Source organism: Phyllobacterium trifolii, from assembly GCF_014192095.1.
GTDB classification, from domain to species: Bacteria; Pseudomonadota; Alphaproteobacteria; order Rhizobiales; family Rhizobiaceae; genus Phyllobacterium; species Phyllobacterium trifolii.
This window is the reverse complement of record NZ_JACHXN010000003.1, coordinates 296,581-321,711: the sequence shown is the minus strand read 5'-3', so window position 1 is coordinate 321,711 and position 25,131 is coordinate 296,581. Positions and strand designations below refer to the sequence as shown.

The 25,131-nt window shown below is 55.8% G+C and carries 29 protein-coding genes and 1 tRNA gene; 15 read left to right on the top strand and 15 right to left on the bottom strand.

Going from position 1 to position 25,131, the window contains the following annotated elements; translation table 11 throughout:
• The first annotated feature begins 1 nt into the window (after nucleotide 1).
• The 3 genes from FHS21_RS06650 to FHS21_RS06640 all read left to right on the top strand — a co-directional run bounded on the left by FHS21_RS06650 (nucleotide 2) and on the right by FHS21_RS06640 (nucleotide 1,668).
• Nucleotides 2-994, top strand: a complete 993-nt coding sequence (locus tag FHS21_RS06650) for a magnesium transporter CorA family protein (protein ID WP_112527469.1) — start codon at nucleotides 2-4, stop codon at nucleotides 992-994.
• Between the two features lie 72 nt (nucleotides 995-1,066).
• A complete protein-coding gene (locus FHS21_RS06645; RefSeq protein WP_106715755.1) occupies nucleotides 1,067-1,288 on the top strand; it encodes an AbrB/MazE/SpoVT family DNA-binding domain-containing protein in 222 nt (73 codons plus the stop codon).
• Nucleotides 1,285-1,668: a type II toxin-antitoxin system death-on-curing family toxin gene (locus FHS21_RS06640; RefSeq protein ID WP_112527467.1), complete on the top strand. Its 384-nt coding sequence runs from the start codon at nucleotides 1,285-1,287 to the stop codon at nucleotides 1,666-1,668. The genes FHS21_RS06645 and FHS21_RS06640 overlap by 4 nt, the downstream gene beginning before the upstream one ends.
• 54 nt (nucleotides 1,669-1,722) lie before the next feature.
• On the opposite strand, the gene greA is transcribed toward FHS21_RS06640, so the two are convergent.
• On the bottom strand, nucleotides 1,723-2,196 hold the full coding sequence (greA, locus tag FHS21_RS06635; RefSeq protein ID WP_112527464.1) for a transcription elongation factor GreA: 474 nt from the start codon (nucleotides 2,194-2,196) through the stop codon (nucleotides 1,723-1,725).
• Nucleotides 2,197-2,277: 81 nt separating this feature from the next.
• Between greA and FHS21_RS06630 the strand changes: the two genes are divergently transcribed.
• Nucleotides 2,278-3,621 (top strand): TIGR03808 family TAT-translocated repetitive protein, encoded by a 1,344-nt coding sequence (locus FHS21_RS06630; protein WP_183661412.1) that lies wholly within the window; start codon nucleotides 2,278-2,280, stop codon nucleotides 3,619-3,621.
• Here FHS21_RS06630 and FHS21_RS06625 read toward each other — a convergent pair.
• Nucleotides 3,614-4,633 (bottom strand): asparaginase, encoded by a 1,020-nt coding sequence (locus tag FHS21_RS06625; protein WP_112527460.1) that lies wholly within the window; start codon nucleotides 4,631-4,633, stop codon nucleotides 3,614-3,616. The genes FHS21_RS06630 and FHS21_RS06625 overlap by 8 nt on opposite strands.
• A 93-nt stretch (nucleotides 4,634-4,726) precedes the next feature.
• On the opposite strand from FHS21_RS06625, the gene FHS21_RS06620 reads away from it, so the two are divergent.
• Complete coding sequence (locus FHS21_RS06620; protein ID WP_312879846.1) at nucleotides 4,727-5,467, top strand: DUF3750 domain-containing protein; 741 nt, start codon at nucleotides 4,727-4,729, stop codon at nucleotides 5,465-5,467.
• Nucleotides 5,468-5,473: 6 nt separating this feature from the next.
• Here FHS21_RS06620 and FHS21_RS06615 read toward each other — a convergent pair whose 3' ends face one another.
• Nucleotides 5,474-6,640 carry an acetyl-CoA acetyltransferase gene (locus tag FHS21_RS06615; protein ID WP_112527458.1) on the bottom strand — a complete coding sequence of 389 codons (1,167 nt, stop codon included), beginning with the start codon at nucleotides 6,638-6,640 and terminating at the stop codon, nucleotides 5,474-5,476.
• 195 nt (nucleotides 6,641-6,835) lie between these two features.
• Here FHS21_RS06615 and betC point away from each other — a divergent pair, with 195 nt between their 5' ends.
• Genes betC through betB form a run of 3 tightly spaced genes read left to right on the top strand, consistent with a single transcriptional unit; the run spans nucleotide 6,836 to nucleotide 11,512 of the window.
• Nucleotides 6,836-8,356 carry a choline-sulfatase gene (betC, locus tag FHS21_RS06610; RefSeq protein ID WP_112528071.1) on the top strand — a complete coding sequence of 507 codons (1,521 nt, stop codon included), beginning with the start codon at nucleotides 6,836-6,838 and terminating at the stop codon, nucleotides 8,354-8,356.
• Between the two features lie 14 nt (nucleotides 8,357-8,370).
• Nucleotides 8,371-10,020 carry a choline dehydrogenase gene (betA, locus tag FHS21_RS06605; protein ID WP_183661522.1) on the top strand — a complete coding sequence of 550 codons (1,650 nt, stop codon included), beginning with the start codon at nucleotides 8,371-8,373 and terminating at the stop codon, nucleotides 10,018-10,020.
• A gap of 28 nt (nucleotides 10,021-10,048) precedes the next feature.
• Nucleotides 10,049-11,512, top strand: a complete 1,464-nt coding sequence (betB, locus tag FHS21_RS06600; protein WP_112527456.1) for a betaine-aldehyde dehydrogenase — start codon at nucleotides 10,049-10,051, stop codon at nucleotides 11,510-11,512.
• Between the two features lie 10 nt (nucleotides 11,513-11,522).
• Here the strand turns inward: betB and FHS21_RS06595 are convergent, their stop codons facing one another.
• Complete coding sequence (locus tag FHS21_RS06595) at nucleotides 11,523-13,769, bottom strand: AGE family epimerase/isomerase (protein ID WP_162701856.1); 2,247 nt, start codon at nucleotides 13,767-13,769, stop codon at nucleotides 11,523-11,525.
• Nucleotides 13,770-13,964: 195 nt separating this feature from the next.
• Here FHS21_RS06595 and FHS21_RS06590 point away from each other — a divergent pair.
• Together FHS21_RS06590 and FHS21_RS06585 are read left to right on the top strand one after the other, a co-directional pair.
• Nucleotides 13,965-14,041 (top strand) — tRNA-Pro (locus tag FHS21_RS06590).
• A 69-nt stretch (nucleotides 14,042-14,110) separates the two neighbouring features.
• Complete coding sequence (locus FHS21_RS06585) at nucleotides 14,111-14,452, top strand: hypothetical protein (protein WP_183661410.1); 342 nt, start codon at nucleotides 14,111-14,113, stop codon at nucleotides 14,450-14,452.
• A gap of 428 nt (nucleotides 14,453-14,880) precedes the next feature.
• Here the strand turns inward: FHS21_RS06585 and FHS21_RS06580 are convergent, their stop codons facing one another.
• Nucleotides 14,881-15,057 carry a hypothetical protein gene (locus FHS21_RS06580; RefSeq protein ID WP_183661408.1) on the bottom strand — a complete coding sequence of 59 codons (177 nt, stop codon included), beginning with the start codon at nucleotides 15,055-15,057 and terminating at the stop codon, nucleotides 14,881-14,883.
• 433 nt (nucleotides 15,058-15,490) lie between these two features.
• Between FHS21_RS06580 and FHS21_RS06575 the strand changes: the two genes are divergently transcribed.
• The 5 genes from FHS21_RS06575 to FHS21_RS06555 all read left to right on the top strand — a co-directional run bounded on the left by FHS21_RS06575 (nucleotide 15,491) and on the right by FHS21_RS06555 (nucleotide 20,029).
• Nucleotides 15,491-15,817, top strand: a complete 327-nt coding sequence (locus FHS21_RS06575) for a hypothetical protein (protein ID WP_183661406.1) — start codon at nucleotides 15,491-15,493, stop codon at nucleotides 15,815-15,817.
• Between the two features lie 47 nt (nucleotides 15,818-15,864).
• Nucleotides 15,865-16,929, top strand: a complete 1,065-nt coding sequence (gene ligD, locus FHS21_RS06570) for a non-homologous end-joining DNA ligase (protein WP_183661511.1) — start codon at nucleotides 15,865-15,867, stop codon at nucleotides 16,927-16,929.
• Between the two features lie 625 nt (nucleotides 16,930-17,554).
• Nucleotides 17,555-17,983, top strand: coding sequence for a response regulator (locus tag FHS21_RS06565; RefSeq protein ID WP_183661398.1), 429 nt, complete (start codon nucleotides 17,555-17,557; stop codon nucleotides 17,981-17,983).
• Between the two features lie 332 nt (nucleotides 17,984-18,315).
• Complete coding sequence (locus tag FHS21_RS06560; RefSeq protein WP_183661396.1) at nucleotides 18,316-18,957, top strand: hypothetical protein; 642 nt, start codon at nucleotides 18,316-18,318, stop codon at nucleotides 18,955-18,957.
• A 4-nt stretch (nucleotides 18,958-18,961) separates the two neighbouring features.
• A complete protein-coding gene (locus FHS21_RS06555) occupies nucleotides 18,962-20,029 on the top strand; it encodes a helix-turn-helix domain-containing protein (protein ID WP_183661394.1) in 1,068 nt (355 codons plus the stop codon).
• Between the two features lie 77 nt (nucleotides 20,030-20,106).
• Here the strand turns inward: FHS21_RS06555 and FHS21_RS06550 are convergent, their stop codons facing one another.
• The 10 genes from FHS21_RS06550 to FHS21_RS06505 form a co-directional block, all read right to left on the bottom strand.
• The gene (locus FHS21_RS06550; RefSeq protein WP_183661392.1) at nucleotides 20,107-20,310 is read right to left on the bottom strand and encodes a hypothetical protein; all 204 of its coding nucleotides are present in this window, start codon (nucleotides 20,308-20,310) and stop codon (nucleotides 20,107-20,109) included.
• Nucleotides 20,311-20,457: 147 nt separating this feature from the next.
• Nucleotides 20,458-20,943, bottom strand: coding sequence for a hypothetical protein (locus FHS21_RS06545; protein WP_183661390.1), 486 nt, complete (start codon nucleotides 20,941-20,943; stop codon nucleotides 20,458-20,460).
• Complete coding sequence (locus FHS21_RS06540) at nucleotides 20,928-21,209, bottom strand: hypothetical protein (protein ID WP_183661388.1); 282 nt, start codon at nucleotides 21,207-21,209, stop codon at nucleotides 20,928-20,930. Before FHS21_RS06540 ends, FHS21_RS06545 begins: the two co-directional genes overlap by 16 nt.
• A gap of 14 nt (nucleotides 21,210-21,223) precedes the next feature.
• On the bottom strand, nucleotides 21,224-21,403 hold the full coding sequence (locus FHS21_RS06535; protein ID WP_210283385.1) for a hypothetical protein: 180 nt from the start codon (nucleotides 21,401-21,403) through the stop codon (nucleotides 21,224-21,226).
• Between the two features lie 49 nt (nucleotides 21,404-21,452).
• On the bottom strand, nucleotides 21,453-21,878 hold the full coding sequence (locus tag FHS21_RS06530; RefSeq protein WP_183661384.1) for a hypothetical protein: 426 nt from the start codon (nucleotides 21,876-21,878) through the stop codon (nucleotides 21,453-21,455).
• A complete protein-coding gene (locus tag FHS21_RS06525; protein WP_183661382.1) occupies nucleotides 21,878-22,510 on the bottom strand; it encodes a lysozyme in 633 nt (210 codons plus the stop codon). The genes FHS21_RS06530 and FHS21_RS06525 overlap by 1 nt, the downstream gene beginning before the upstream one ends.
• A complete protein-coding gene (locus FHS21_RS06520) occupies nucleotides 22,407-22,730 on the bottom strand; it encodes a DUF7940 domain-containing protein (protein WP_183661380.1) in 324 nt (107 codons plus the stop codon). Before FHS21_RS06520 ends, FHS21_RS06525 begins: the two co-directional genes overlap by 104 nt.
• A 456-nt stretch (nucleotides 22,731-23,186) precedes the next feature.
• Nucleotides 23,187-23,678 (bottom strand): DUF4376 domain-containing protein, encoded by a 492-nt coding sequence (locus FHS21_RS06515; protein ID WP_183661378.1) that lies wholly within the window; start codon nucleotides 23,676-23,678, stop codon nucleotides 23,187-23,189.
• A gap of 9 nt (nucleotides 23,679-23,687) precedes the next feature.
• Nucleotides 23,688-24,827 (bottom strand): hypothetical protein, encoded by a 1,140-nt coding sequence (locus FHS21_RS06510; protein ID WP_183661526.1) that lies wholly within the window; start codon nucleotides 24,825-24,827, stop codon nucleotides 23,688-23,690.
• Entirely contained in the window at nucleotides 24,827-25,075 is a 249-nt protein-coding gene (locus FHS21_RS06505; RefSeq protein ID WP_183661377.1) for a hypothetical protein, read from the bottom strand. The genes FHS21_RS06510 and FHS21_RS06505 overlap by 1 nt, the downstream gene beginning before the upstream one ends.
• Between the last annotated feature and the right edge of the window lie 56 nt (nucleotides 25,076-25,131).

Here is a 25,131-nt window from a genome sequence, read left to right as displayed (position 1 = left end):
AATGATTTATGTCTACGCGCTGCAAGACGACTATCTGATGCCCAGTGCTGCGCTTGCGGGGGCAGAGCTGCCACCCAATGCAGTCTGGATCGACCTTATCAACCCGACGCATGAAGAAGACGTCCAGGTTGAGAACTGGACCAAGGCGACCATACCGACCCACGAGGATATGATCGAGATCGAGGAATCCAGCCGTTTCTACGCCGAGAATGGCGCGCAATATCTGACGGCTTCCATCCTGCACTCTACCGAATTGAAACATCACGGTATTGCTCCGGTATCTTTCATTCTCACAGGAAAGCGGCTTGTCACTGTCCGCTATACCGAGCCGAAGGCGTTCACTCTGTTCATTGGCCGCGCGACCAAACCGGGGAACGGTCTCATCACACCCAAATGCAGCGGCATCAGCATTCTGCTGGGATTGATCGAAGCCGTAACGGACCGGATTGCGGACATTCTCGAAGGTGTAGCTGGCGAAATTGATGTGAATTCTCACGCGATCTTCCGGCGTTCGGAAAATGACAAGCCGATGACAACCAAGAACTTCAGGGACAGTCTCAACAATATCGGTATTCAAGGTGCGTTTCTTTCCAAAATTCGGGAAAGCATCGCTGGCGTCAGCCGCCTCCTCGTTTATACGGCCGCCATTCAGGAGGAGACCCTGAGCAAGAAGGATATACGGGCCACGATCAAGTCGCTGGAGCGCGACACGCAATCGTTGAGCACCTATGTCGATTTCCTTTCCAACAAGGTGACCTTTCTGCTTGATACGGTGGTTGGGCTCATCTCGATTGAGCAAAACGCCATCATCAAGATTTTCTCCGTCGCCGCTGTTGCCTTCATGCCGCCGACGCTGGTCGCATCGATCTACGGCATGAACTTCCATTTCATGCCGGAACTCGACGAGGTCTGGGGCTATCCCATGGCCATCGCCCTGATGATTGCCTCGGCCGTCATCCCGCTCCTGATTTTCCGCAAAAAGGGCTGGCTGTAAGATCACAATCTCCAGCTTGTATGTGTCGTACACTTACGTTATACCTCGCGTTATAACATCGGAGTTAAGGCCATGAACGTAACCGTGAGGAAAATCGGAAATTCGGAAGGGGTTATCCTGCCGAAGGATGTGCTTGAGAGGAACCATCTGAAGGCCGGAGATCAGCTGGAAGTCATTCAAACTGCCGACGGCATAATTTTGAAGCCTACTGACGATTCGTTCGAACGTCAGATGGAAGCCGCACGCAAAATGATGGACAAGTACAAGACCGTTTTTCAAAAGCTTGCTGAATGAGTTGGGAATTCCTTTCCCGCTTGTCAGTGGAAGCAATGCATGCGGAGCAGTTGCATCGTCATGGCGGGGCTCACGGTTTGAGAGACGAAAATGCCCTCGAATCGGCTTTGGCTCGCGCCGAAAACAAATCTAATTATGGCGATCCAGACATAGCAGAGCTAGCCGGAGCTTACATGTTTGGCTTGGCCAGAAACCATGCCTTTGTCGATGGAAACAAGCGTACGGCGCTCGCTGCAGCCCTCGCCTTCCTCGTCATCAACGGCTATGTGCCGACTGCCGATCCCGGTACACTTTACACGTTTGTGATGAACGTCGCCGCTGGCGAAATCGACGAGACCGGCGCAGCAGCCTTCTTTCGCGATCACATCGAGCCGGTATGAAAAACGCTTTAAATTGAATCTCTTGAGGCCCACTGCTCAAAGCAGGATTCAACTTCAAGCTGCAGTATCGATCGCCGTGATTTCCCACTCGCGATCATTCAGCACGAAACTGTCGCCAACAGATTTACCGAACATCGCCTTCGCCATGGGTGACACATGCGAAATCTTGCCATGGCTGGCGTCCGCTTCGTCCTCGCCGACAATTGCCCAGGTTTGTGATTTGTCGTCTTCGTCGGCGATTGTAACTGTCATGCCGAACCGGACCACGTCACTATGCGGATCGGGGCGTGAGACTTCGGCTGATTCCCTGCGTGCGTTCCAGTACCGCAGGTCGCGTGAGGCCCGCGCGATCAGATCGCGGTCAGCCTCGGCGTTGCCTTTGGCCAGCGCCTCATGCGCCGCTGCGAGTTCGGCATCAATGTGAGCGAGGCCCTTCTCCGTCACCAGATTCCGGTGCGGGCTTATGGGGCGCTCGCCGACATCGATCGAGGAGTTGCTATCGTCTTCCTTTGTGAAGGCCCTGCTCATCGAACGAAGGTAGGCCTTGCTAGGCCTCACAGCAAGTGCAATCCTCCAGCGCCCCTCTCATTCTCTTCCGCGGATAACAATATGATCAACCGACGCTTCGTCCTGACCGGTCTGGCCTCGCTTGCCGGCGTCGGCATTCTGCCGCGTACCACGCAAGCCCAGACCACATCAGGAATAATCAACGCTGTGGAATTCGGGTTGACCCCTGGAGGCCCAGACGATCAGACGATCAAGCTGAATGCGTTGCTGACCAAAGCAAGTTCGTCCGGTCAGCAGATATTCCTGCCACCTGGAGCCTATATTGTCTCGGGTCTGCAATTTCCCGCCTATGTCAATCTGCTCGGTGTTTCCGGCAAGTCACGTCTTCTGTTCGGAGGCAAATCTGGTCTGATAAGGGCTAATGGTTCCGACCATATTCAGCTTAACGGTCTTGTCATCGACGGTGACGGCAGGCCTCTAGGTGATAGCGTTCGAGGGCTATTCGAAGCCAGTAACGTTGCTCATCTCGTATTGGATGATTGCCAGATTGTAGGTGCGCGCAAGAATGCCGTGGACCTCTTCAAATGCGGTGGACGTATCGAGGGGACGCGTATCTCGGGCGCCAGCGATGCGGCCATATTTGCTGCGGACTCCACCGGATTGGAGATCACCGGCAATGAGATCCACGATTGCGGTAATGGCGGCATTCTCGTTCAGCGTTACGAGCAAGGCCGAGACGGCACGATCGTTACGAGCAACCGCATTAGCAAGACCAAGGCGGATGCAGGCGGCACCGGTCAGAACGGCAACGCCGTCAATATCTTTCGCGCGAACAATGTCGTCGTTTCCAACAATGTCATCAACGACAGCGCCTTTACCGCGATCCGCGGCAATAGCGCCAGCAATTTGCAGATCACCGGAAACAATTGCAGTGCGAGCGGCGAAACCGCGATTTATTCGGAGTTCGCTTTCGAAGGCGCGGTCATCGCCAACAATCTCGTCGATGGTGCTGCAAACGGCATATCGATGGTAAATTTCGACAGCGGCGGCCGTCTCGGAACCTGCAGCGGCAATTTGGTGCGCAACCTCTCGACCAAGGGCCCGTATCCCGGCGCCTTCGGCATCGGTATCAGCGTCGAAGCCGACATCTCGGTTACCGGCAATGTGGTTGAAAACGCGCCGCTCTACGGCATTCAGCTCGGCTGGGGCGCTTACATGCGCAACGTGATTGCGACTGGAAACATCGTCCGCACGTCAGGCGAAGGTATCTATGTCAGCGTCGTCGAGGGCGTCGGTTCGGCCATCATTTCTGACAACATCATCCAAGATTCCAGGAATGGCGGCATTGTTGGTCATAGTTGGAGTGATGTCACGGTCAAGGATTTGACCCAGAAGAGCGCCCAGATCTACCCAAACCTTGCCGTCGAGCGGAATATCGTCAATTGATATCCGCGTCCGTCAGCGCTTCTGTCGGGCTGATGACACCATAGGTAATGCCGTTCCAGTTGCGCATTTCGCGATCGGCAAACCGGTCGAGCTTAGACTCCAGTTCGTCCTCGTTGCGATAGATCCGGGCGAGAACCGTAGCGATGATTGCCTCGGAGGCCCGTGCGCTCCCGTCATCGCACTTGATAGCGATCCCGAGCCCGAGTTCCGGCAATGCACCGGCGTAGACGCCTTCAGCGCCGCCCTTTACGAATATGCGGTTTGGATCCATCTCCATTAAAACCGTACAGGCGCGATTGGTACCAGCGACATAGTATGGTGCTGCCATCGCCGCATCGACGAGGCGCCGTGCCGCAGCGGCACGAACCGGCTCGAATCCAACCCCCGTCGCCATGCGGGCGAAGCCATGCGCCAGGTTTTTCAATGGAATGGCATAGGTCGGAATCGAACAACCATCTGTCCCGCAGCGATCCAGCGTGTGCGGTGCGCCGGTGACGCTCTGCATGGCATCGCGCACCATATCCTGTTCGGGCGAGCCCAAGGCAGAATAGCCGTGCGTTTCGATGCCAAGATGCCGGCACGTGCACAGGAACCCTGCATGTTTGCCGGAACAATTATTATGCAGCGGCGTCGGCTCCTGGCCACTTTTCGCGAGCGCGATCAGCACGGGCTGCTGCGACGGCCAATGCGAGCCGCATTCAAGTGCCGAAACATCAAGCCCGGCGCGGCCCAGCATATCGGCGGCCTTCGCCACATGTTGCGGCTCGCCCGAATGCGAGGCACAGGCCATGGCGAGTTCCTCATTGCCGAAGCCATAGGCATCCGCCGCGCCGCTCTCGACCAGCGGCAGCGCCTGAATTGCCTTGATCGCCGAGCGCGGAAAGGTCGGTCTCTCGATATCGCCTAGCGAGAAGACGATCCTGCCATCGCCATCGGTCACGATCACCGCGCCACGATGACGACTCTCCACCGTTTCACCGCGAAAAACTTCAACCAGTACCGGATTGCTCATCGTGCCCCACATTCCCCGGGATGTTGACCTAAATCAGCCGGAATCCATGGTGTTATAAGGTGGTCCGTTCCCCTTTCCAATGGAGAAAGCCGCGTGTTCAAATTATTCGTTCGTCTGGCGCTCGGTATCTTCATCCTCTTCATTCTTCCTTCTCTGGCTGCGGCTGGTTGGTGGATGACCCAACATCACGAGGACAACTGGCGCAGCGCTGACTGGAGCTCAAGCGGTGTTATTCCTGCCAAGCCAGAAATCGGTGAGGCGTCAGTCTATATTCTCGCCGCGCGTACTGGCGGCATAAAAGGCGCCCTATCGCTGCATTCCTGGTTGGTAATAAAGCGGGCTGGTATCACAAGCTATGACCGTTATGAGGTTGTCGGCTGGGGAATGCCAGTCCGTAAGAATGCCTACGACGCTGACGGGCGCTGGTATTCCAATGGACCATTTATCGTGCATGAATTTCATGGCGCTGAAGCGGAAATTTTAATCCCGAAGATCCAAGCTGCAATCGAGGCATATCCCTACGGAAAGCCCGGCAACTACACGATCTGGCCGGGCCCGAACTCGAACAGCTTCGTTGCTCATGTTCTCCGTTCCGTTCCCGAAATGGGCATCGTGCTGCCGTCAAATGCAGTTGGGCGCGATTTTCCAACGGATGGCAAGCTGTTCGTGATCGACGATGATTGGGAGAATTTTTACGCCACGCTTTTCGGATATGCTGGCGTTTCCGCCGGTTCTCGCAGCGGATTTGAGATCAATTTCCTGGGCTTGGTGGCGGGTGTGGATGTTTTGAATCCGGGACTCAAGGTTCCCGGATTCGGCAGGGTTGGTTTCTAGCAACCCCTATTTGATCCGCTCCAGCACCGAAACATAATTGGCGACCGCTGCGCCGCCCATGTTGAAAATGCCCGCAAGCTTGGCGCCCGGCACCTGTATGCCGCCGGCTTCCCCGGTCAACTGCATCGATGACAGCACGTGCATCGACACGCCGCTGGCGCCGATCGGATGCCCCTTTGCCTTGAGGCCGCCGGAAGGATTGACCGGCAGGCGGCCATCCATGGCTGTCTGGCCTTCGAGTGCTATCTTGGCGCCCTCGCCCGGTTTCGCCAATCCCATTGCCTCATACTCGATCAGTTCGGCAATGGTGAAGCAATCATGGGTTTCGACGAAGGACAGGTCATCGATGGTCACGCCGGCTTGGTCGAGCGCGCGTTTCCAGCCCTCCGAACAGCCCTCGAACAGCAGGATATCGCGCTTGGAGATCGGCAGAAAATCCTGAACGTGGGCAGCCGCACGAAATGCCACAGCACGCTTCATCTTCAAGGCAGTCTGCGTATCCGTCAGGACCAGCGCTGCCGCACCGTCAGAGACGAGAGAACAATCGGTACGCTTCAATGGGCCCGCAACGAACGGGTTCTTCTCGCTCTCCTGCCGGCAGAAATCATAGCCAAGATCCTTGCGCATCTGCGCATAGGGATTATTGACGCCGTTCTTGTGGTTCTTGGCAGCGATCATCGCCAAGGCGTCGGATTGATCGCCGTATTTCTGGAAATAAGCCGCTGCGATCTGGCCGAAGACTCCGGCAAAACCCGCGGGAATCTCGCCCTCTTCCGGCAGATAGGACGCTTTGAGCAAATTTTTGCCGATTTCCGGACCGGGCGTCGATGTCATCTTCTCGACACCCACGACAAGTACGACCTTGGCGCTGCCTGCGCGAATAGTCTTGATGCCCTGATGCACGGCTGCCGAGCCAGTCGCACAAGCGTTTTCGACACGCGTCGCGGGTTTGAAGCGAAAAGCGTCACTCGCCTGCAAAACCAGGCTGGCGGTGAAATCCTGGGGAGAGAAACCAGCATTGAAATGACCAAGTACGATCTCGTCGACGTCTTCAGGACCAATGCCGGCATGATCGAGCGCCCCCACCGCAGCTTTGACGATCAGGCTTTCGACGGTTTCGCCCTCCAGCTTTCCAAATGGCAGATGCGACCATCCAACGATACAGGCAGTCATTTCCATTCCTCCAAAATCTCTTTCTCTTGAGCTAACCATGAAACCTGCGCGATTCAAGGCAAACATACGAGCGTCGATCGTTTAGGTCAGAAATATCGGTCGTCATGCGGTGCGCAATGGCGTAACTGAAACAGCGACCATCACTACCATATGGAAAATGCCATAGAGACGAATTTTGCCCCTGCCGGAGCCTGCATGCGACCGAACATACTTATTTTAATGGTTGATCAGCTGAATGGAACACTTTTTCCAGACGGTCCGGCGGAATTCATCCATGCACCACACCTGAAGGCATTGGCCAAGCGTTCGGCCCGCTTTGCGAATACGTATACTGCCTCGCCGCTCTGTGCCCCTGCCCGTGCTTCTCTGATGTCGGGTCAGTTGCCATCGCGCACCCGTGTCTATGACAATGCGGCAGAGTTTGTCTCGGATATCCCGACTTACGCGCATCATCTTCGCCGTGCTGGTTACTATACCGGCCTCTCCGGCAAGATGCATTTCGTCGGCCCGGATCAATTGCATGGCCTTGAAGAGCGCCTGACAACAGACATTTACCCGGCCGATTTCGGCTGGACACCGGACTATCGCAAGCCGGGAGAACGCATCGACTGGTGGTATCACAATCTTGGCTCTGTCACCGGCGCGGGTGTTGCCGAGATCACCAACCAGATGGAATATGACGACGAGGTAGCGTTTCACGCACGGCAAAAGCTCTACCAGCTATCGCGTGAATCGGTTGATGCATCGCGCCGGCCATGGTGCCTGACAGTCTCCTTCACTCATCCGCACGATCCTTATGTGGCGCGGCGCAAATATTGGGACCTTTATGAGGGGTCGTCTGCGCTCGATCCGGAGGTCGGTGCCATTCCGTTTGAAAAACAGGATCCGCATTCAAAGCGGCTGCTCGAAGCATGCGAGCATCATTGCTTTGACATCACAGCCGACCACGTTCGGCGGGCGCGTCAGGGCTATCTTGCCAATATCTCCTATATCGACGACAAGGTCGGCGAAATTCTCGAGGTCCTGCAGACCACACGGATGCTGGACGACACGATCATCGTGTTCACGTCAGATCACGGCGACATGCTGGGCGAGCGCGGCCTTTGGTTCAAGATGAACTTTTTCGAAGGCTCGGCGCGCGTTCCGCTGATGATCGCGGGCAAAGGTATCAGTCCGCAATTGATCTCGGAGCCGGTCTCGACACTTGATATCAATCCGACGCTCGGTGCGCTTGCAGGTATCGATATCGCCGAAATCCTGCCATGGACCGATGGCGAGGATCTGACACCTGTCATGCAAGGCAAGGCGCGCGTCGGTCCCGTTCTGATGGAATATGCGGCGGAAGGCTCGAACGCGCCGCTCGTCTGCATCCGCGAAGGCGCCTACAAGTTCGTGCATTGCGAGATCGACCCGCCGCAACTCTTTGATCTTGAATCGGATCCGGATGAACTGACCAACCTCGCGACCAATCCGGCGCGTGCCAAGCTGGTCGCAGATTTCACGGCGAAAGCCCGGAAGCGCTGGGATATGGCTCAGTTCGATGCCGCGGTGCGCGAAAGCCAGGCGCGGCGCTGGGTGGTCTATGAAGCGCTGCGCAACGGTTCATACTATCCATGGGACCATCAGCCTCTGCAAAAGGCTTCAGAGCGTTACATGCGCAATCATATGGACCTGAACGTTCTGGAAGAGAACGCCCGCTACCCGCGCGGCGAGTGAGCATGAAGAGCATTATGGAAGCAGATTTCGTCATCATCGGTTCTGGTTCTGCTGGTTCCGCGATGGCTTACCGCCTATCGGAGGATGGCAAGTATTCGGTGATCGTCGTTGAGTTCGGCGGGACCGACATCGGCCCATTCATCCAGATGCCGGCGGCACTGTCCTTTCCGATGAATATGAGCACCTATGATTGGGGCTTTATGTCCGAACCCGAGCCGCACCTTGGCGGGCGCCGCTTGGTCACGCCACGCGGCAAGGTCATCGGTGGCTCCTCCTCGATCAACGGCATGGTTTATGTGCGCGGCCATGCACATGATTTCGACCATTGGGCGGAAAGTGGCGCAACCGGTTGGTCCTATGCAGACGTGCTGCCCTATTTCAAACGCATGGAGCATTCGCATGGTGGCGAGCCTGGATGGCGCGGCACGGATGGCCCTATGCATATACAACGCGGGCGCCGGGACAATCCATTGTTCCATGCCTTTGTCGATGCCGGCCAACAGGCGGGTTTCGAAGTTACCGAAGACTATAATGGCTCGAAGCAGGAAGGCTTCGGGGCCATGGAGCAAACTATCCACAATGGCCGCCGCTGGTCCGCGGCCAATGCCTATCTTCGCCCGGCGCTAAAACGTAAAAACGTGAGTCTGGTCAATGGTTTCGCCCGGCGTGTGATCATTGAGAATCAACGGGCGGTCGGTGTGGAAATTACCCGGCGCGGCAGGACGGAAATCATCCGCGCCCGGCGCGAAGTAATCGTCGCCGCCTCGTCCATTAACTCACCCAAGCTGCTGATGCTGTCCGGTATCGGCCCCGCCGCCCATTTGAAAGAGCATGGAATCGACGTCGTTGCCGACCGGGCCGGTGTCGGCCAGAACCTGCAGGACCATATGGAGGTGTATATCCAGCAGGAAAGCCTGAAACCGATCACCCTGAATTCCAAGCTCGGGCTCTTCTCAAAGGCGATGATCGGCGCCGAATGGCTGTTCTTCAAGACTGGGCATGGTGCAACCAACCATTTCGAATCCGCGGCTTTCGTCCGTTCGAAACCCGGCGTGGACTATCCGGACATCCAGTATCATTTCCTGCCCGCAGCGATCCGTTATGATGGCCGGGCCGCCGTGAAAGGTCATGGTTTCCAGGCGCATGTCGGTCCGATGCGGTCGAAATCGCGCGGGAGCGTGACGCTTCGCTCATCTGATCCATTCGAGAAACCCAGGATCCTTTTCAATTACATGTCGCATCCCGACGACTGGGTGGATTTCCGCCACGCCGTACGATTGACGCGAGAGATTTTCGGACAGGCAGCACTAGATCCCTATCGCGGCAAGGAGATTTCACCGGGTGCCCATGTGCAGTCGGATGAAGAGATCGATGATTTCCTGCGCGAACACGCAGAGAGCGCTTTTCACCCCTGTGGCACCTGTAAAATGGGCTCGGCAAACGATCCGATGGCGGTGGTCGATCCGCAGTGCCGGGTGATCGGCGTCGAAGGTCTTCGTATTGCGGATAGTTCGATCTTCCCGCGCGTTACCAATGGCAACCTCAACGGCCCTTCGATCATGGCCGGCGAAAAAGCTGCCGATCACATTCTTGACCGCGATCCCTTGCCTCGCTCCAATCAGGAGCCGTGGATCAATCCGCGCTGGCAGGTGAGTGACCGCTAGGCTACAAACAATAACTTAGGAGAACACCATGCGCGCGCAGCCCAAGGCATCGCATTTCATCAATGGCCGCTTCGTCGAGGACAAGGACGGCAAGCCGCTTGATGTGATTTATCCGGCAACGGGGGAGATCATCGCCAGGCTCTTTGGCGCGACACCGGCGCTGATCGAGCAGGCGGTGCAGGCTGCCGCCGCCGCGCAACCAGCTTGGGCTGCACTCAAGCCGGTGGAACGCGGCCGTGTCCTGCGCCGCGCCGCCGATATCCTGCGCGCCCGCAATGCCGAAATCGCTGAACTTGAAACGCTCGATACCGGCAAGGCTATTCAGGAAACGCTCGTTGCCGATCCCGCATCCGCTGCCGATGCACTGGAATTTTATGGCGGCATCATCGCCGGGTTCAATGGCGAGATGATCGAGCTTGGCGGATCCTACGCCTACACGCGCCGCGAGGCTTTGGGGGTTTGCGTCGGCATTGGCGCATGGAATTATCCAATTCAAGGTGCGGGCTGGAAGTCCGCTCCAGCGCTCGCTGCCGGCAACGCCATGATCTTCAAGCCGTCCGAAAACACGCCGCTGTCGGCCCTCGCCCTGGCTGAAGTCTATAAGGAAGCTGGCCTGCCCGATGGTCTGTTCAACGTGTTGCAGGGTTTTGGCGATGTCGGCTCGCAGCTGGTCGATCATCCGCTGGTCGCCAAGGTCTCGCTGACCGGCTCGGTCCCGACAGGCAAGCGCGTGCTGGCACAGGCCGGATCGCATATGAAGCACGCGACCATGGAGCTCGGCGGCAAATCTCCCCTGATCATTTTCGACGATGCCGACGTGGAAAATGCCGTGGGCGGTGCCCTCCTCGGCAATTTCTATTCAACTGGTCAGGTCTGCTCCAATGGCACGCGCGTCTTCGTACAGGGTGGCATCAAGGACCAGTTCCTTGACCGCCTGACCACACGCACGAAGGCCATTCGCCTCGGGGATCCGCTCGATCCGGAAATTCACCTCGGACCACTGGTCAACGCTTCCCAGCGCGACAAGGTCGTGTCCTACATCGAAAAGGGCAAAGCCGAGGGTGCGACGCTGCATTTCGGTGGCGGCGTCCCTCAGATGCAGGGTTTCGAGGGCGGGTGCTTCGTCGAACCGACCATCTTCACCAACGTGACTGACAACATGGTCATCGCGCGCGAGGAAATCTTTGGACCCGTCATGGCAGTCCTTGATTTTCAGGAGGAGGACGAAGTCATTGCCCGCGCCAACGATACGGAGTTCGGCCTGTCGGCGGGGGTATTCACCAAGGACCTGTCGCGCGCGCACCGCGTGATCAGCCAACTCAAGGCAGGCACTTGCTGGATCAATACCTATAATCTTGCACCGGTAGAAATGCCGTTCGGTGGCTTCAAGCAATCCGGCGTTGGCCGCGAGAACGGCCTTGCCGCGCTTTATCATTACAGCCAGATCAAGTCGGTCTATGTCGAAACCGGCAAGGTAGAGAGCCCTTACTAGGGTCAGGCTCCTAAGGCTTCTTGCCGACGTAAGCCACGTATTGCGTCAGCGCGCACACCAGATGATAGAAGATCGAAGCCGGGACGTCTTCGGCTTTGGCTTTTCCCGTCTCATCGATGAGGTCGATCCATAGCCCCTTTGGTGCAGGTTCTATGTGCCAGCGGAAGAGACGGCCTACCCTCGCTTCCACCTCAGGCTTCAGGTCCGGTCCACCATTGCCATCAAGCGCGATGGCGGCCTTGACGGCTTCGGTCTGCGGCCAGCTGCGTGAATTGGTGTCCAGCGGCAAACCGTGACGCGACACAGCATTGTAGGCAAGTTCTGTCGAGCGGTTGAGGCCGTTCGCGATCGCAGACGCATAGAGTTTGCGCCCATAGCGCATGACATCTTTTTGACCCGTAACCCGGGCAAAATCGGACAGGAGCGAAGCCCATTCGAAATGATGGCCAGGTTCCGTCCATTCCCCCTGTTCGCCGGGTGCGCGGGACCAGTCATTGCTGAAATATTCGCCCAGCGTCCAGGTCTCGGCATCGAACATGTGGTGCCGGAACAGATCGACGATTCGCGCAGCCCTTTGAAGATAGTCGCGATTGCCCGTCGCTTCATGCCAGGCGAGGAAAGCTTCAAGCAGATGCATATGCGGGTTGGCCCGCCGCAAGCCCGTATCGCCCGGTGTCTCGAGGAAACCCGTCAGCCGGGCGTCGGCCAGATAATCGTCGATAAACACAAAGGTTTCGGTACCGAGCGCCAATGCCTCCTTGTGGCCCGCCTTGTGCGCATGGGCCAATGCGAGCAATACACATGACTGATCGTAGGCATCCTCGGTAGGATCCAAAACACTGCCGTCTTCGTTGAATGTCTTTGTCCAGCCGCCACGGTCAGTGCGGCCCTTCTTGATGTAGCTGATTCCGTGGTCGATCAGAGCGTTGGCTGGTCCATCCCAGCCCATCTCATGCGCAACCGCAAATGCATAGATCTGCCGGGCCATCGTGCGCATGCGCTTGGTCTTCTTGATGGGAATCGCATCGAAGGAAAGGGCCTCGTGGAAACCACCGTGTCTGTCATCGACACCCACTGTGGACCATAGCGGCAGTGTTTCATCGAAGAGCCAGTGACGAACCCTGTTACCGTAGGCTCCGACATGCGGAAGCCGGTCTTGTGCGGGCGTGAACTTGGTCTCCAGCCGCCCGGTTTTCTCGAGTTGCTCGACAATCTTGCGAACATTCTGGCTCTCGCTAACCGGCGCAACGAAAGTGGCATCCGCCGTGGCGACCACAGCCGTGTCGCGCAGCCCGACTGCGGAAAGCAGACGGCCATCGCTGCGCAGATAGCTATGCTCACAATCGATCGCCACCACATCGCCAACGATCACATTGCCGTTGCCATCGACGGAACCGACTTCCAAAAGGGATTGCCAGGAACCAAGATCATTCCAGCGGAATTTTGCCGGAACGAGTGCAATATCCGAGGCCCGTTCCATGATGGCATAGTCAACCGAAATGGATGGCACAGCGGCGTAAAGGTCATGCGGCAGATACGTGCCGGATATGTTCGTATCCGCCTTGTCGAGCGCGGCAATCGCACCATCCCAGATTTCAGCAGCATGCGACTTGAAGACGTCGCGCATGACACTCGCCCGAAAAAAGAAAATGCCTGCATTCCAGAGGAAATTCCCGGATTCCAGATATTGTTTCGCAGTCTGTTCGTTTGGCTTCTCGACGAAACGCACGACGTCGCGGATATCGCCGGTCTGCAGACTGGTCTCGATATAACCGTATCCGGTTTCTGCGCGATCCGGCTGGATACCGAAGACGACGATCCGGCCTTCGTTGGCGGCACTGATGCCGGATTCGATGGTGTTCCAGAAATCCCGATCGGTGGTTATCTCATGATCGGACGGAACCACGAGCACGAGTTCATCGCCATGTTCGCGCAACGTTATTTCCGTTGCCAATGCAACTGCTGAAGCGGTATTGCGGCCCATCGGTTCAAGGATAGGCCTGCCGCCGCCGAGGTCGACCCCTGCCAGGTCCTGGTTGATGTGGTCCGAATGACGCTCCGACGCCAGCAGATAAACCGGCACGGCACTACCTTCGATCCGGGCGCCCATTCGCTTGACTGTGCGCAGCAGCATCGAGCCCTGCCCGGAAATATTGTGGAATTGCTTGGGGAAATCCTCGCGCGATAGTGGCCACAGTCGGGAACCAACACCGCCACTCATGACAAAGCTGATGATCTTTTGCTTTTTCGCCGCCATCGATCGCATTCCCGCTGCTCAAGTGCCTCAAAACTATGCTTTTCGAATGGATACTAGACTTTCCGCCCCGATCACAGTGCATAAATCGGCTGTTTCGCATGTCACCCGTAGTTCCTGCCGCCATAATTAAAAACGGGCGCAGGAAACAACTTGCAGGCGCTGAAACCGGACGTTATATACCCCGCGTACTGGTCACGGAGTGTAGCGCAGCCTGGTAGCGCACGTCGTTCGGGACGACGGGGTCGGAGGTTCGAATCCTCTCACTCCGACCAGTTGGAACCTGAGTTTTCGATTTCTCAGAAGCATTCACCCCACAGATATCCCCACAGATTGGATTGAGAGTGGCCCATTCGATCACATGGAAAAAGACCGTCATCGGCGGAGAGACTGCAGCCGGTGACTTCGTTGCCGAGGCAGCAGGCTTGACCATTGGTAGGGTAAGGAAGTTCGGTGATGGTCCGCAAAAAGGGAAATGGGAATGGTCGTTCCTGCTCGGCCACAGCGATTTTCGACGAGGCGATTTCAGCGGCGTCGAGGATGAAAAGCAGGAAGCGGCGGACAAGATCAAAACGGCGTTTGCGCGCTATCTCAAATATCCCTCAGACAAGGGTGGCGCGCTCGGTTTGGCGCCGGATCGGTGGCAGTCAGGTTTGAACGCCTATGCCAAGGCAAAGGGTGGTTAGGATTATCTAAGACCTCATCGGGTCAATCTCTGCCCGTTCCAATCTGGCCAGTAGGATCGCAAAAACCTCGTCCGTCGCGATGGGAAAGTGACGAGACCTCATTGCCTCCTGAAATTCGCGGTTCCTCATGCCTAGCCTCAACAGCTTGGCGATCGCCATCCAGTCAGATGTTCGTGATGCCACTGGTTGTCACCCCGGTTATGGTCTGAAACATTCTCGGAAAGGGTTCGTTCCCCATGCGCAAAAATGTCCACTGGTAGACATACGATTGTAGCAAGTAAAATTGAGCGTACACTTCGTTTGAGACGATGTCGGAGGGGTATGAGATGAATAAGCGCCTCGACCACAAACTTGAATGTCCGAATTGCGGAACAATCTATCTGCGCATCCCGGATAACGTGCAAGATCACACCCTGATTCAATGCAGTTCATGTGACAGAGTGCTTGGCAGGTGGCGAGACTTGGAAATAGATTTCCATTCCCAAGGCGGCGGCAGCGGTGTCTTCGAAATGCACGACGGCCAGATCATACGCAGGGAATGATCCTATGCGGATCGATTTCGATGACGATCCAGATGGCCGACCAAGTGTCCTGTCGTTCTGCATTGGTGGCATCTTGTCAGTTTTGATACTTTTCTTAGCGGCGAGCTATGCCGGTTATTTTTGGTGAAAGCCGCAGGTCCCTCTGGGCGTTTTTTCAAGCCGGTCAAATTATTCGAAAGGAAAAATCCTATGCGAATAGATTTCGATAACGGCCCAGAAAACGGGCGGACTGAACTGGCCTTTCACCATTACTTCGCGCTCATTTGTATCGGCCTTGTCCTTGCCGGTGTAGCTTGCCTGTTAATGTGCTTGGAACAAATGGAGCCGATGACTTTTTAAGAACCGCTCATTTGGAGATGGCACTGACGAGTGGTCTCAGAGGTTAGTGCGATCACCGTTTTTTCAATTTCGGCCCGCTACTGCCGACTGACGGAAGCCAGACTCGAATGCTGCAAAGGTAAAGGGCGGGTAACGTCTTTTTGTTGCAGGAGCCAACATGGCCATCGACTGGATATCAACGCTGCAAGAGCAAGCTGAATTTGCAACACGCATAGCGGAGGATGTGACACTCACGCTTCAGTTCCCACAGTTAAGTGATGTCCAGGTTTCCAGGCTTTTCCGGGTCGTTGAACAGGGTGCATCCACTTTTAACCGGATCCTGGAAGAAATGGACAAGGATGACGGTGTTGATGACGACCTTTTCGAAGCAGCCGAAGACATTGCCGACATGTGGACGAAGCTTTCGATTTCAACCGCAAACAAATTACGCTCTCTGAAGGGATTGCCGCCTATAGAGTTTCCGAAGGATGCTAATAAAAATTGACTATCCGCCGTGCGGAACTGATTCCGATCATTTCACGTTCGAATTGGATGGCAAAAAGCTCGACACGCAAATTGAAGACAATCGGACTTCTGACCGATCTCAATGCACCACTCAAGACCCAATCAATAAAACCGCGCGACAAGCGCCAACCGCAGCTTGCGCTTGATCCCATGCCAGCGCGTATTGAACCTCAATTGGCGACGCTCGCCACAAAGGTGCCCAATGGCGGTGGCTGGGCCTACGAAGTCAAATGGGATGGCTATCGTCTTGCAGTACACGCCGAGTCTAACGAAATTCGGATCATCACTCGAGGTGGCCACGATTGGACGCGCTATTTCCCTGCGATCAAGGATGCAGCAAGAGCTCTCGGTCCCGCGAGGTTCATTCTCGATGGAGAAGCTGTCGTGCTCGATGACAAGGGCGTTCCGAACTTTGGTTTGTTGCAACAGGATCTAGGCGGCCGGCGTGCAACCCGCGCTGCTAACAGGGCCGTGCTCTATGCCTTTGATCTGCTCTACTTCGACGGCCACGACCTAACCGGTCTTGAGCTGTCGTCGCGGCGACGTTTGCTCAAAACGTTCCTGGAAGGCGAGACAGGTGCGATACGCCTGTCGGAAGAGATCGAGACCGATGATGGGCCGGCTTTGTTGCGTTCGGCCTGCGCCCATGGCCTTGAAGGGATCGTCGCCAAGCGTAAGGACAGGCCCTATCGATCTGGCCGATCGCTCGACTGGCTGAAAATCAAATGCTCGAACAGCGAAAGCTTCGTTGTCATCGGCTATGAACCATCCCTTCTGGTTCGCGGTAGCATCGCAAGCCTGCTGCTTGCTGCGCGCAAGGACGACGGCTTCGTTTATGTCGGCCATGTCGGCACCGGCTTTTCCACAAAGCTTGCAAGAGACTTGAGGGTTCAACTGGATGGCATGCGCGTCGCCGTTCCGGCAGCTAGCGGCATTAAGGGGAAAAAATACGTTTTCGTGGAGCCAACATTGGTGGCTGAGGTAACCTATGGTTCCTGGACGCATGACGGAAAACTGCGTCATCCATCGTTCAAAGGAATACGAGAGATCGCTGACAACTCTGAAATCTACACGATTGGCGGGAACTCATGACTTTGATGGGAGTTTGAGCGGTGTTGTCCGGCAGACATCACACGCACCTGGCAACAGAGGCTCGTCGTCATTCACCCGCCCTTTCGGGAAACCCCGCGGCGAGCCTCACCTTTTGTTGACCATACAGGCGCACGCTTTTGGGGGCTGACCCTAGTGCCCACTGGGTTGGCACCCGGCCTGCCCTTCGTGTTGTGTATGGTGGCAGGTCGGGACATCGGGCTTGCCCACCGCTGTCCATTTGGAGTTTAATAACTTCCATCTGGCACCGACATCATGTCAGATGGAGGCTCGGCGGATTTACTCCTCTCTAGGATATTGGCACCGCCGAGCCTCTTCCGTTCGGAAAGTGCGCGGTCATGATGACGAAATTGCAGCATTTCTGGATCTTTGGCCTCAAGGGCGATCCCTTATTTGATCGGCATTACACGCCACACGGTCAGACTGAACTGTCTTGAGAGCGTCAAGGATGGGCTGAGTATGTCTCTCGTAAGACGCAAGCTTTAACCGTGATTTGTAAGCCCGCGCCAATTGCGGTACGATCCGCTATCGTCAGCCTAACGGGTTGCTGACGTCGAGAGGTTGATGGTCCGCCATCCTGCTTTCCCCCTTCGCTTGGAGAGCAGTTATGTCGACAGATTCGAACTTCCCTGTTTTGTTGCTCGTTGAAGATGAATATCTTCTTGTACCAATTCTGGAAGATGCACTTTCAGCCGAAGGTTTTAACGTTGTAACTGCCCATGATGGCACCACCGCCCTTCAGGAACTCGAGGCGCGTGCAACAGAGTTCAAAGCCGTGATTACCGACATACGGCTGGGTACTGGCCCGAGCGGCTGGGACGTTGGACGCCGCGCGAGGGAATTAGTGCCGTCTATGCCAGTCATCTACATGAGCGGCGATAGCGCGCACGATTGGTCAGCCAATGGCGTGCCCGAGAGCGTGATGCTGCAAAAGCCATTTGTCGGCGCGCAACTTATCACCGCAGTTGCGACTCTCTTAAACTCAACAAGCGCGACTGAGTCGGTGGCCAATGACCCAACAAAACCTTCGAGCTGATTCCTCGATCGGCCAATCGGTGAGAATCATTTCAGCGGCCTGGAGTGCCGAGGTGACGACGGGCAGCCTTGAAGAAGATATGTCATCTGGCGCTGCACGTTTCGCATTCATCCAGGCGGCCAAGGAAGCTGAAAACTACGTCGATAAGCCGGAAGGTAGGCCTCCGACGGGAAAACTCACAAGATGGCACAAGAGCAGGCCCCGGCGAATGGCTTAGCAATTCGGGGCAGTGATGAGTGTGGGATATCCTCCACATAAACTGGCACGACACTTGACCGCGATAATTTTTTCGTCCACAAACGAGGAGGAAAAAATTATCGTAAGGAATCACGATGCTCGCTGCAAACGTATACGCTGAAGAACGGGATGTGAATACTCGCTTGGCGAGCTTTGGGGTAACCAAAAGCGAACTGATTGAGGTCGTACGTTCCACATTGGGTGAACGCCTTAACTCCGTTGCCGTCGATCCTCTCGGTACCCCCGGCACACTTTCTTATATCGCAGGCACTCGCCATATACGCTGGTTATTCTTGCCCAAGGGTTGGTCAACTGACCGGACCAAAAATATTGAATCGGTTATAAATCCCGCTAACGGCATAAAAATCGCCTATCAGAACGTTGATATGGCTGGGTCACCACACCGTAGTCCCAAGGCAATTGCTGGAAAAAGGGGTGGATCAGCGAGCCTCATTGAAGAAGCGCAGGGGTCCTTGTTTCTTCACGGCGAGCTCCCAGAAGCCGTAGATTTGGCTTCGGTTCGCAGTCTTGGGTCATCCATGTGGTATCTGTGCGTGTCATTCAACGGTGAGGACATCCGGGCTGAATTGTCTTTGCCAGCTTCGGTAAAGGATGGCAATTTTCACGGATTTTTGGAGAGAATATTGCTTCTGCAAAGTGGTGAATGGGCGAAATTTACCATCAATGAAGACAATGATGATACGGTTGAGTTCGAGCCGACAATAGCTCGCAGGTAAGAACATGTTTAATATAGAACGGCTTGAGCAGGCACGGAAACGTCGCCGCTATACGGCGAAGATTCTGGCCGAAAAATCTGGCGTTGCGCCCGTGACGTTGTCACGGGTGATCAATGGCAAACAAACTCCTGACGAACAAACAATCACTCGCTTGATAAAAGCGTTGGATTTCCCAGTGGAATTTTTCGATCAGGACACGGTAGACGAGATAGATGTTTCGGCAGCCAGTTTTCGCAGTTTAACGGCAATGACTGCGAGGGAGCGAGATGCGGCTCTGTCCGCTGGCTCACTGGCATATGAAGTCGCCGATTGGTTGAATGACCGATATCAATTGCCGGTGCCGGACTTGATAGACCTCAGTCACGAGCGGAGCCCGTCCTCAGCGGCCAGGACACTTCGCCAACATTGGACTATTGGTGAAAAACCTATTGGCAACATGATAAAATTGCTCGAATCAAAGGGAATTCGGGTCTTTTCCCTTGCTGAAAGCACAAAAAATGTAGATGCGTTTTCGGTGTGGCGGAATGACGAGCCATATATTTTTCTAAATACTTTCAAGACGGCCGAGCGGAGTCGTTTCGATGCCGCACACGAGTTGGGTCATCTTGTCCTTCACAAGCATGGAGGGCCAAATCAACGCTCTGCCGAAATCGAGGCTAATGAGTTTGCCGGAGCGTTTTTGATGCCGAGCGCAGATGTGCGTTCCCGTCTTCCTTATACGAGAAGTTTGGATCAGATTATCGCGGCAAAGGTTAGATGGGGCGTGTCAGCTGCCGCTCTTTGCTACTCACTGCACAAGATGGGGCTCATTACCGAGTGGCAATATAGGACATTCTGTATCCAATTGAACCAACGGTATCGCAATCTCGAACCAAACGGTATGGAAAAGGAAAAATCTGCGATATGGCAAATGGTGCTCAACGATCTTTGGAGCCAAGGTCAAACGAGGACAAAAATAGCAAGAGACCTCTCCCTGCCAGACGATGAACTGGAGAACTTGATCTTTGGCTTGACCACGAACGTTGTCCCACCGGCTGCAACCGGACGCGCCAAACTTTCAGCGGTAAAATGACAGCGCAAAGCTTGAATGCAAAAAAAGCCCGCCGACCGGAGAACCGGCGGCGGGCTGAAAAGATCGGGCGATGTCCACTACTTGTTGAGTGCATCCTCTGACGCTAATGCATCCTTTGCCAACTCCTTGAGCTCTCTGAGAGAGGTTTGCACGATCCAAACCCCTTCGGAGAGCGCATCGGCCTGGTTCCGGTCCTCGATCGCCTCAACTGCCATACCGACCAGGTCCACGTGCCTTCGCACGAGATTGATCTTGTCGATGATTTCCACTCGGTTATCCATGCCCTGATATCCTTCGCGTCGCTAAGCGGAAAGTCATCACCACAAACCATCGCCGTCAATTGGATGCCCCCGCAAAGAGGCACTATTTCAACAAATCAGCAATTTTCCGAGTCCCTTTCCCGGCAGCCCTGACCGGCGGGGAGATATTTAACTGAACGGAACGACAGTCACGCCTGGCGTTATGTCGAAATAGATCGGCGGCGACGTAAGCTTCACCGGCCAGCCGAGTCTTTGAACCAGGTTGCAGGTGTATTCGATGCTCACTTCGTAGTGAGCCCTGCCGACGGCGGCATTGTCTGGGATGGTGATTGAACGCCGATATGTCTCCCTGCCCTTCCGTGTTCCAGTCCCGACCGTGTAGTTCGTGATCGCGTGACGGTCTCCCACTGAATCCACAAGCCACCGCTTCAGGATCGACGGGCATATCCGCGATCGGACAACCTCGTATTCGATCTCGATAGAACCGCCTTGCGGCACTTCTGACCCTACGGCCGCGGCGCTGACATATGAGATGGGCGGATGCCGGTCAGCAACCATGATCCCGAGACTTATCGCACCATAGAAGGCCAAAGCAGCAAAGAGCGCCATGACACCCTTCGCCCATACGCTCATTGATTTCAGATCTTGAACCATGCAAGCACCTTCAACATTCCTTCCCAGAACATGATTGTTCCGAGGAATATCCCGAGGACGCCGACGATGAGCCATTTGAAGAATTTACCGATCACCTTGGCATTGCGGACCATCACGAATATTTCCGTGACATCTTCCGCCGGCGCGTCTGCGACGACTTCGAGTGTTTCTATGTTTTGCGCTTCAAGTTGCTCAAAGAAGCGCTTGGTTTTGTCGGGTAGCTCTATCCAGCGCTGAACTGCCATTGCATCTTTATCCATTGCCATGCCCTGTCCTGCGCCTACGATGTTTGATCGTCGTGGAACTGCGCGCAGCGATTGATCTTCGCATCGACCTGATCGGCGCTGTATTCCCAACGTTTCTGTGTCCAGCGAGCTTTCTCGCCAAGCTTGGGGATCACGCGACCCATATGCTCTCGACATTCGGGTGGCAGCGTCGGGCGGATTGGTTCGGCCCTCATGATGCCGATGGCCTGGGCGGCAGCGGTCACCCTTGCCGTTTGCTTCTCTTCAGTGGTTTGACAACCAGTCGAGATCATCAGCGCCCCAAACAGCACCATCAGAGCCGGTATCCTTATTGATGTCTTTATCGAGCTTTTCATTTGCAATCCTGTTTGCCTGCGCCGCTGCCGTGGCGCGTTTCTGTGCTTCATCGTAGAGTTGGGATGCCCGAAGGCGCGAACGCCTCTCCTCGGCAAGTTGTGCCTGAAGGGCGGTCTTTTCGGACAGTTCGACGTAACCGGCCCGAGCTGCTGCTGCGGCCTTGGCGGACTCGCTTGCCACCCTGCCCGTTGCAAGCTCGCCGACGATCGGAATGACGCCGATGTAAGGAATGTCGCGAAGGACAGGCATGCCCTCGTAATAGCCGAGCATCCCGAGGAAGATGCAGAGCGGAATGCCGAGGGCGCGAAGGATGGCGACTATTACGGCACTCATTAGAGGCCACTCACGCATAGTTCGGCTTCACCAAGGCGCTGTTTGTCCCCCATCTCACGACGCAGGACCAGGCCATTGACAATGCGACCGCCGGCACGGTTGAACGCCGTCTGTGCTTCACAGGCTTGACGATATTTGCGTGCCGTGGTGAGCCGGGCAGCAGTCGATCGCTTGGCAGCCGAAACACCGAAGTTATAGGCACCGGAAAGCAACGATGCCTGAACCGATACAGGTGCCTCGACATAGCCTTTCACACCGTCGACCAGCGGAAGGTAATAGTCATTGATGACGCGGACCTTCAGCATCGCCAGGCACTCCGCCGGCGTAAAGCTCATGCCGGCCGTGACAGCCTTGCCGTTGATCCGGGTCTCGCCGTAGCAGATATCCCAGATCTTGGCGAAGCTGTCCCAATGGGACTGGAGAACAAGTCCTTCCCACGGAATGATCAGCTTATTGACAGCCAAATCGACAGCAGGCGGGGTGATGCCCTGCTCGATCGCCGTATGAACGCTTGCCGGAGTGATCCGTTCAGGGGAGAAAAACGCCAACCAGCCAGTGGCAGAAGCGGATAAAATAACTGCGGCGATGGCGGCCTTTGCGCGGCTGCTTGACCTGATCTTGTTGATTGGCATCTTCATTACCTTTCAGATTGTTTTGAGCGATGAGGCGGGCAACGAAGGCAGCGGCGACCGCAAAGAGGGTCAGCACGGCAAACAATCGCTGCGGAATTGGGAGAAGGCCGTCGAGCAACGGCAGAGCCGCTTCAATGCCGGACAGCAGACCGGCAAGCAGCATTAGGCGCATCGACCAGGCTTTGCGCAGCACAGATCGCCAGTCGTCTATGAGACGCATGGTCAGTTCCTTTTTGTTGCCATTTTTCTGGAAAAACTACCGAGTGCCGACACCCCCGCGTCGGCAAAGCCTGACAAAGAACTCCACTTCTTTTTCACGCAGGCTGAACGGCCCGATCTGCCGGTTCTTGCGTTTACGGCAGATCGGGCTTTTCTGTCGGCAGAGGGGAACTAATCGACCAGCACTGTGTTAGGCGGCATGTCAGTGAACACAATCGCTGACATTGAGCCTGAAGCCGCCACTTGACCCTTTCATGACGATTCAGGCGAAGCGCCCGGCCGGCTAGTTTTAGCGCTTCTGGTTGGTCGGGCTGCTTCCTACAGGCCGCGTTGAACGCTGCTCTGTTTAAGGTCATTTTCTATTTAGGGATTGTGGTTATGGTGGCGGCGCTGAACGCCCCCAATGTCAGCAGAAGCCCGATTTATCGGTTATTGCGTTTCCGGTAGATCGGGCTTTTTACAGACCGGTAGCAGGCCAATGGCTGTCATCGGCAAAATCGACCGGGATAGGATCGAGGGCCTTTAGCGCCCATGCCGCAGCGTAAACGTCAGACACGAATGCGGAAGATTGCAGAAATAAGTTCACGATCTGCGCAGGCCTTAATTCGTGATCGACGTTATTCCCGTCGCGAAAGACTGTAGTAGTTGTCGTATCGCCCCCCGCGATGCGAAGTTGAGCAACGCTGAGAAGTGCTTGCAGATTTCGAGCGTCCTCATCCCGTCCGGTGACCCGCACGTCGTCAATAGACTTGCCAGCTTCGATACGCCGGTGCCTCTCGGCGTTAACACGTTCACCTGAAATGGCTGGTTTGACTAGCGGCGCGTTAGCCTCCTCAACCATGCTTTCAAGTGTCTGCCCTTCGCGGCCGACGAACAGCCCATCAATCTCATGAAGCCATTGGTTTGCTTCCCCCTCGACAGGGGAAAAATCTTCAATATTGTATGTCATTTTGACCCCTTACACACTGCCGCGCGTGCGGATGAAGACAACCGAAATGCTGATCGAACCGCCCAAGAGGTTCTGGACCTGATAGCGAGTCAGTCCTGGCTCGTAGAAGACGTTCACCGTTCCGGGATTGTTGCCTGCAGTCGTGAAGCCGCCAGTCGTCGTCCCCAATGTAACAACGCCGCCGCCGACAGTAAAAATGGCGACCATGCCGTTGTTCGCCACGTTGACGATGATCACACCAGATCCGTTATTCCATGTCAGTCCCGCACCGTTGGCTAACGTTGCGGCATTGATGGCCTGCAATTGGTAGACCTGTGATCCAGCACCTTGCAAACCCAAAACACCGTTCATAGTATCCCCAGCTCGGTCAACTTTAGCCGCTATCGCCGTCGATTGTGCGGTCGAAACCGGCTTGTTTGCATCGGACGTATTGTCGACATTTCCGAGGCCAATAGAGCCGCGGAGTGTTGTAGCGTTGACATCATCGATCAGGCTTTGGACGAAGGGGGAAAAGCCCAAGGCTGTAAGCTGCGCTGCCGCATCGGCACCCCCCGCTATAGCGCGTCCGGCTGCTGTAAGATCGAACAACGCCGCTGCTGTTCCGCTCGTGAAAAAGATGCCCTTGTTGGCTGCTGGCGTTAACCCAAGCATTGAGCGTGCCCAAGCCTTGAAATCAACCAAATCCATGGTGTTCGCGCCGGTACCGTATGGAAGCTTGTCAGCCGCCATTGTCAGACCGAGAAACGACCGCGCCCATACCTTGAAGTCGACAAGCGCCATGGTGTTCGCGCCGGTGAAATACGGGAGCTTGTCAGCAGCGGCGGTGAGCCCGGAGAACGCCGTCAGGATCGGCTGAGTCAATATCTTACGAACCGCGCCGAGCAGAGCGGAATACCGCGAAGCATCCGCCTGGTAGCGAATCCAATACGACGAACCGGCCGCGAGCGTCGGACCTCGCCAATTGTCCCGCAAGGTGATCGATGTGTCACTGTTGACGCTTTCGATACGGGCGCGTGCATAGCCGTCACTGCCGAAGGTGTCACCGGGCAGAATGCCATATGTCGACCAAAGCGTGCCTACGCCCGTAACGGCTTTGGTGCCGGTCGTGACCGATACCGTGCCGTCTGTGATGTCAGGATTTTCGGCCATCAGTTTGCCTTCCCACCCTTTGACGCGTCAGGCGGCGTCAGCTTGGCAATCTCCTCGCGTACTTCGGCAAGACCGGCTTCAGCTGCTGCAAGCGCTTCGGTCAAAACCTTGACCTGTTCGGCTTCGGTGCGGCGCATCGCCTGGACGCCGAGAACACGCTGGCGATAGAATTCATTGAGTGCCATCGACTCCTCGGCGATATCGGCGATCGTGACTTGGATGTTCTTTTCGGTCATTTGCGAGGACATGGGTTCTCCTTCCCGCGATGAGCGGGTCTGTGCGATATTGAGTGTTGAAGGGCAGT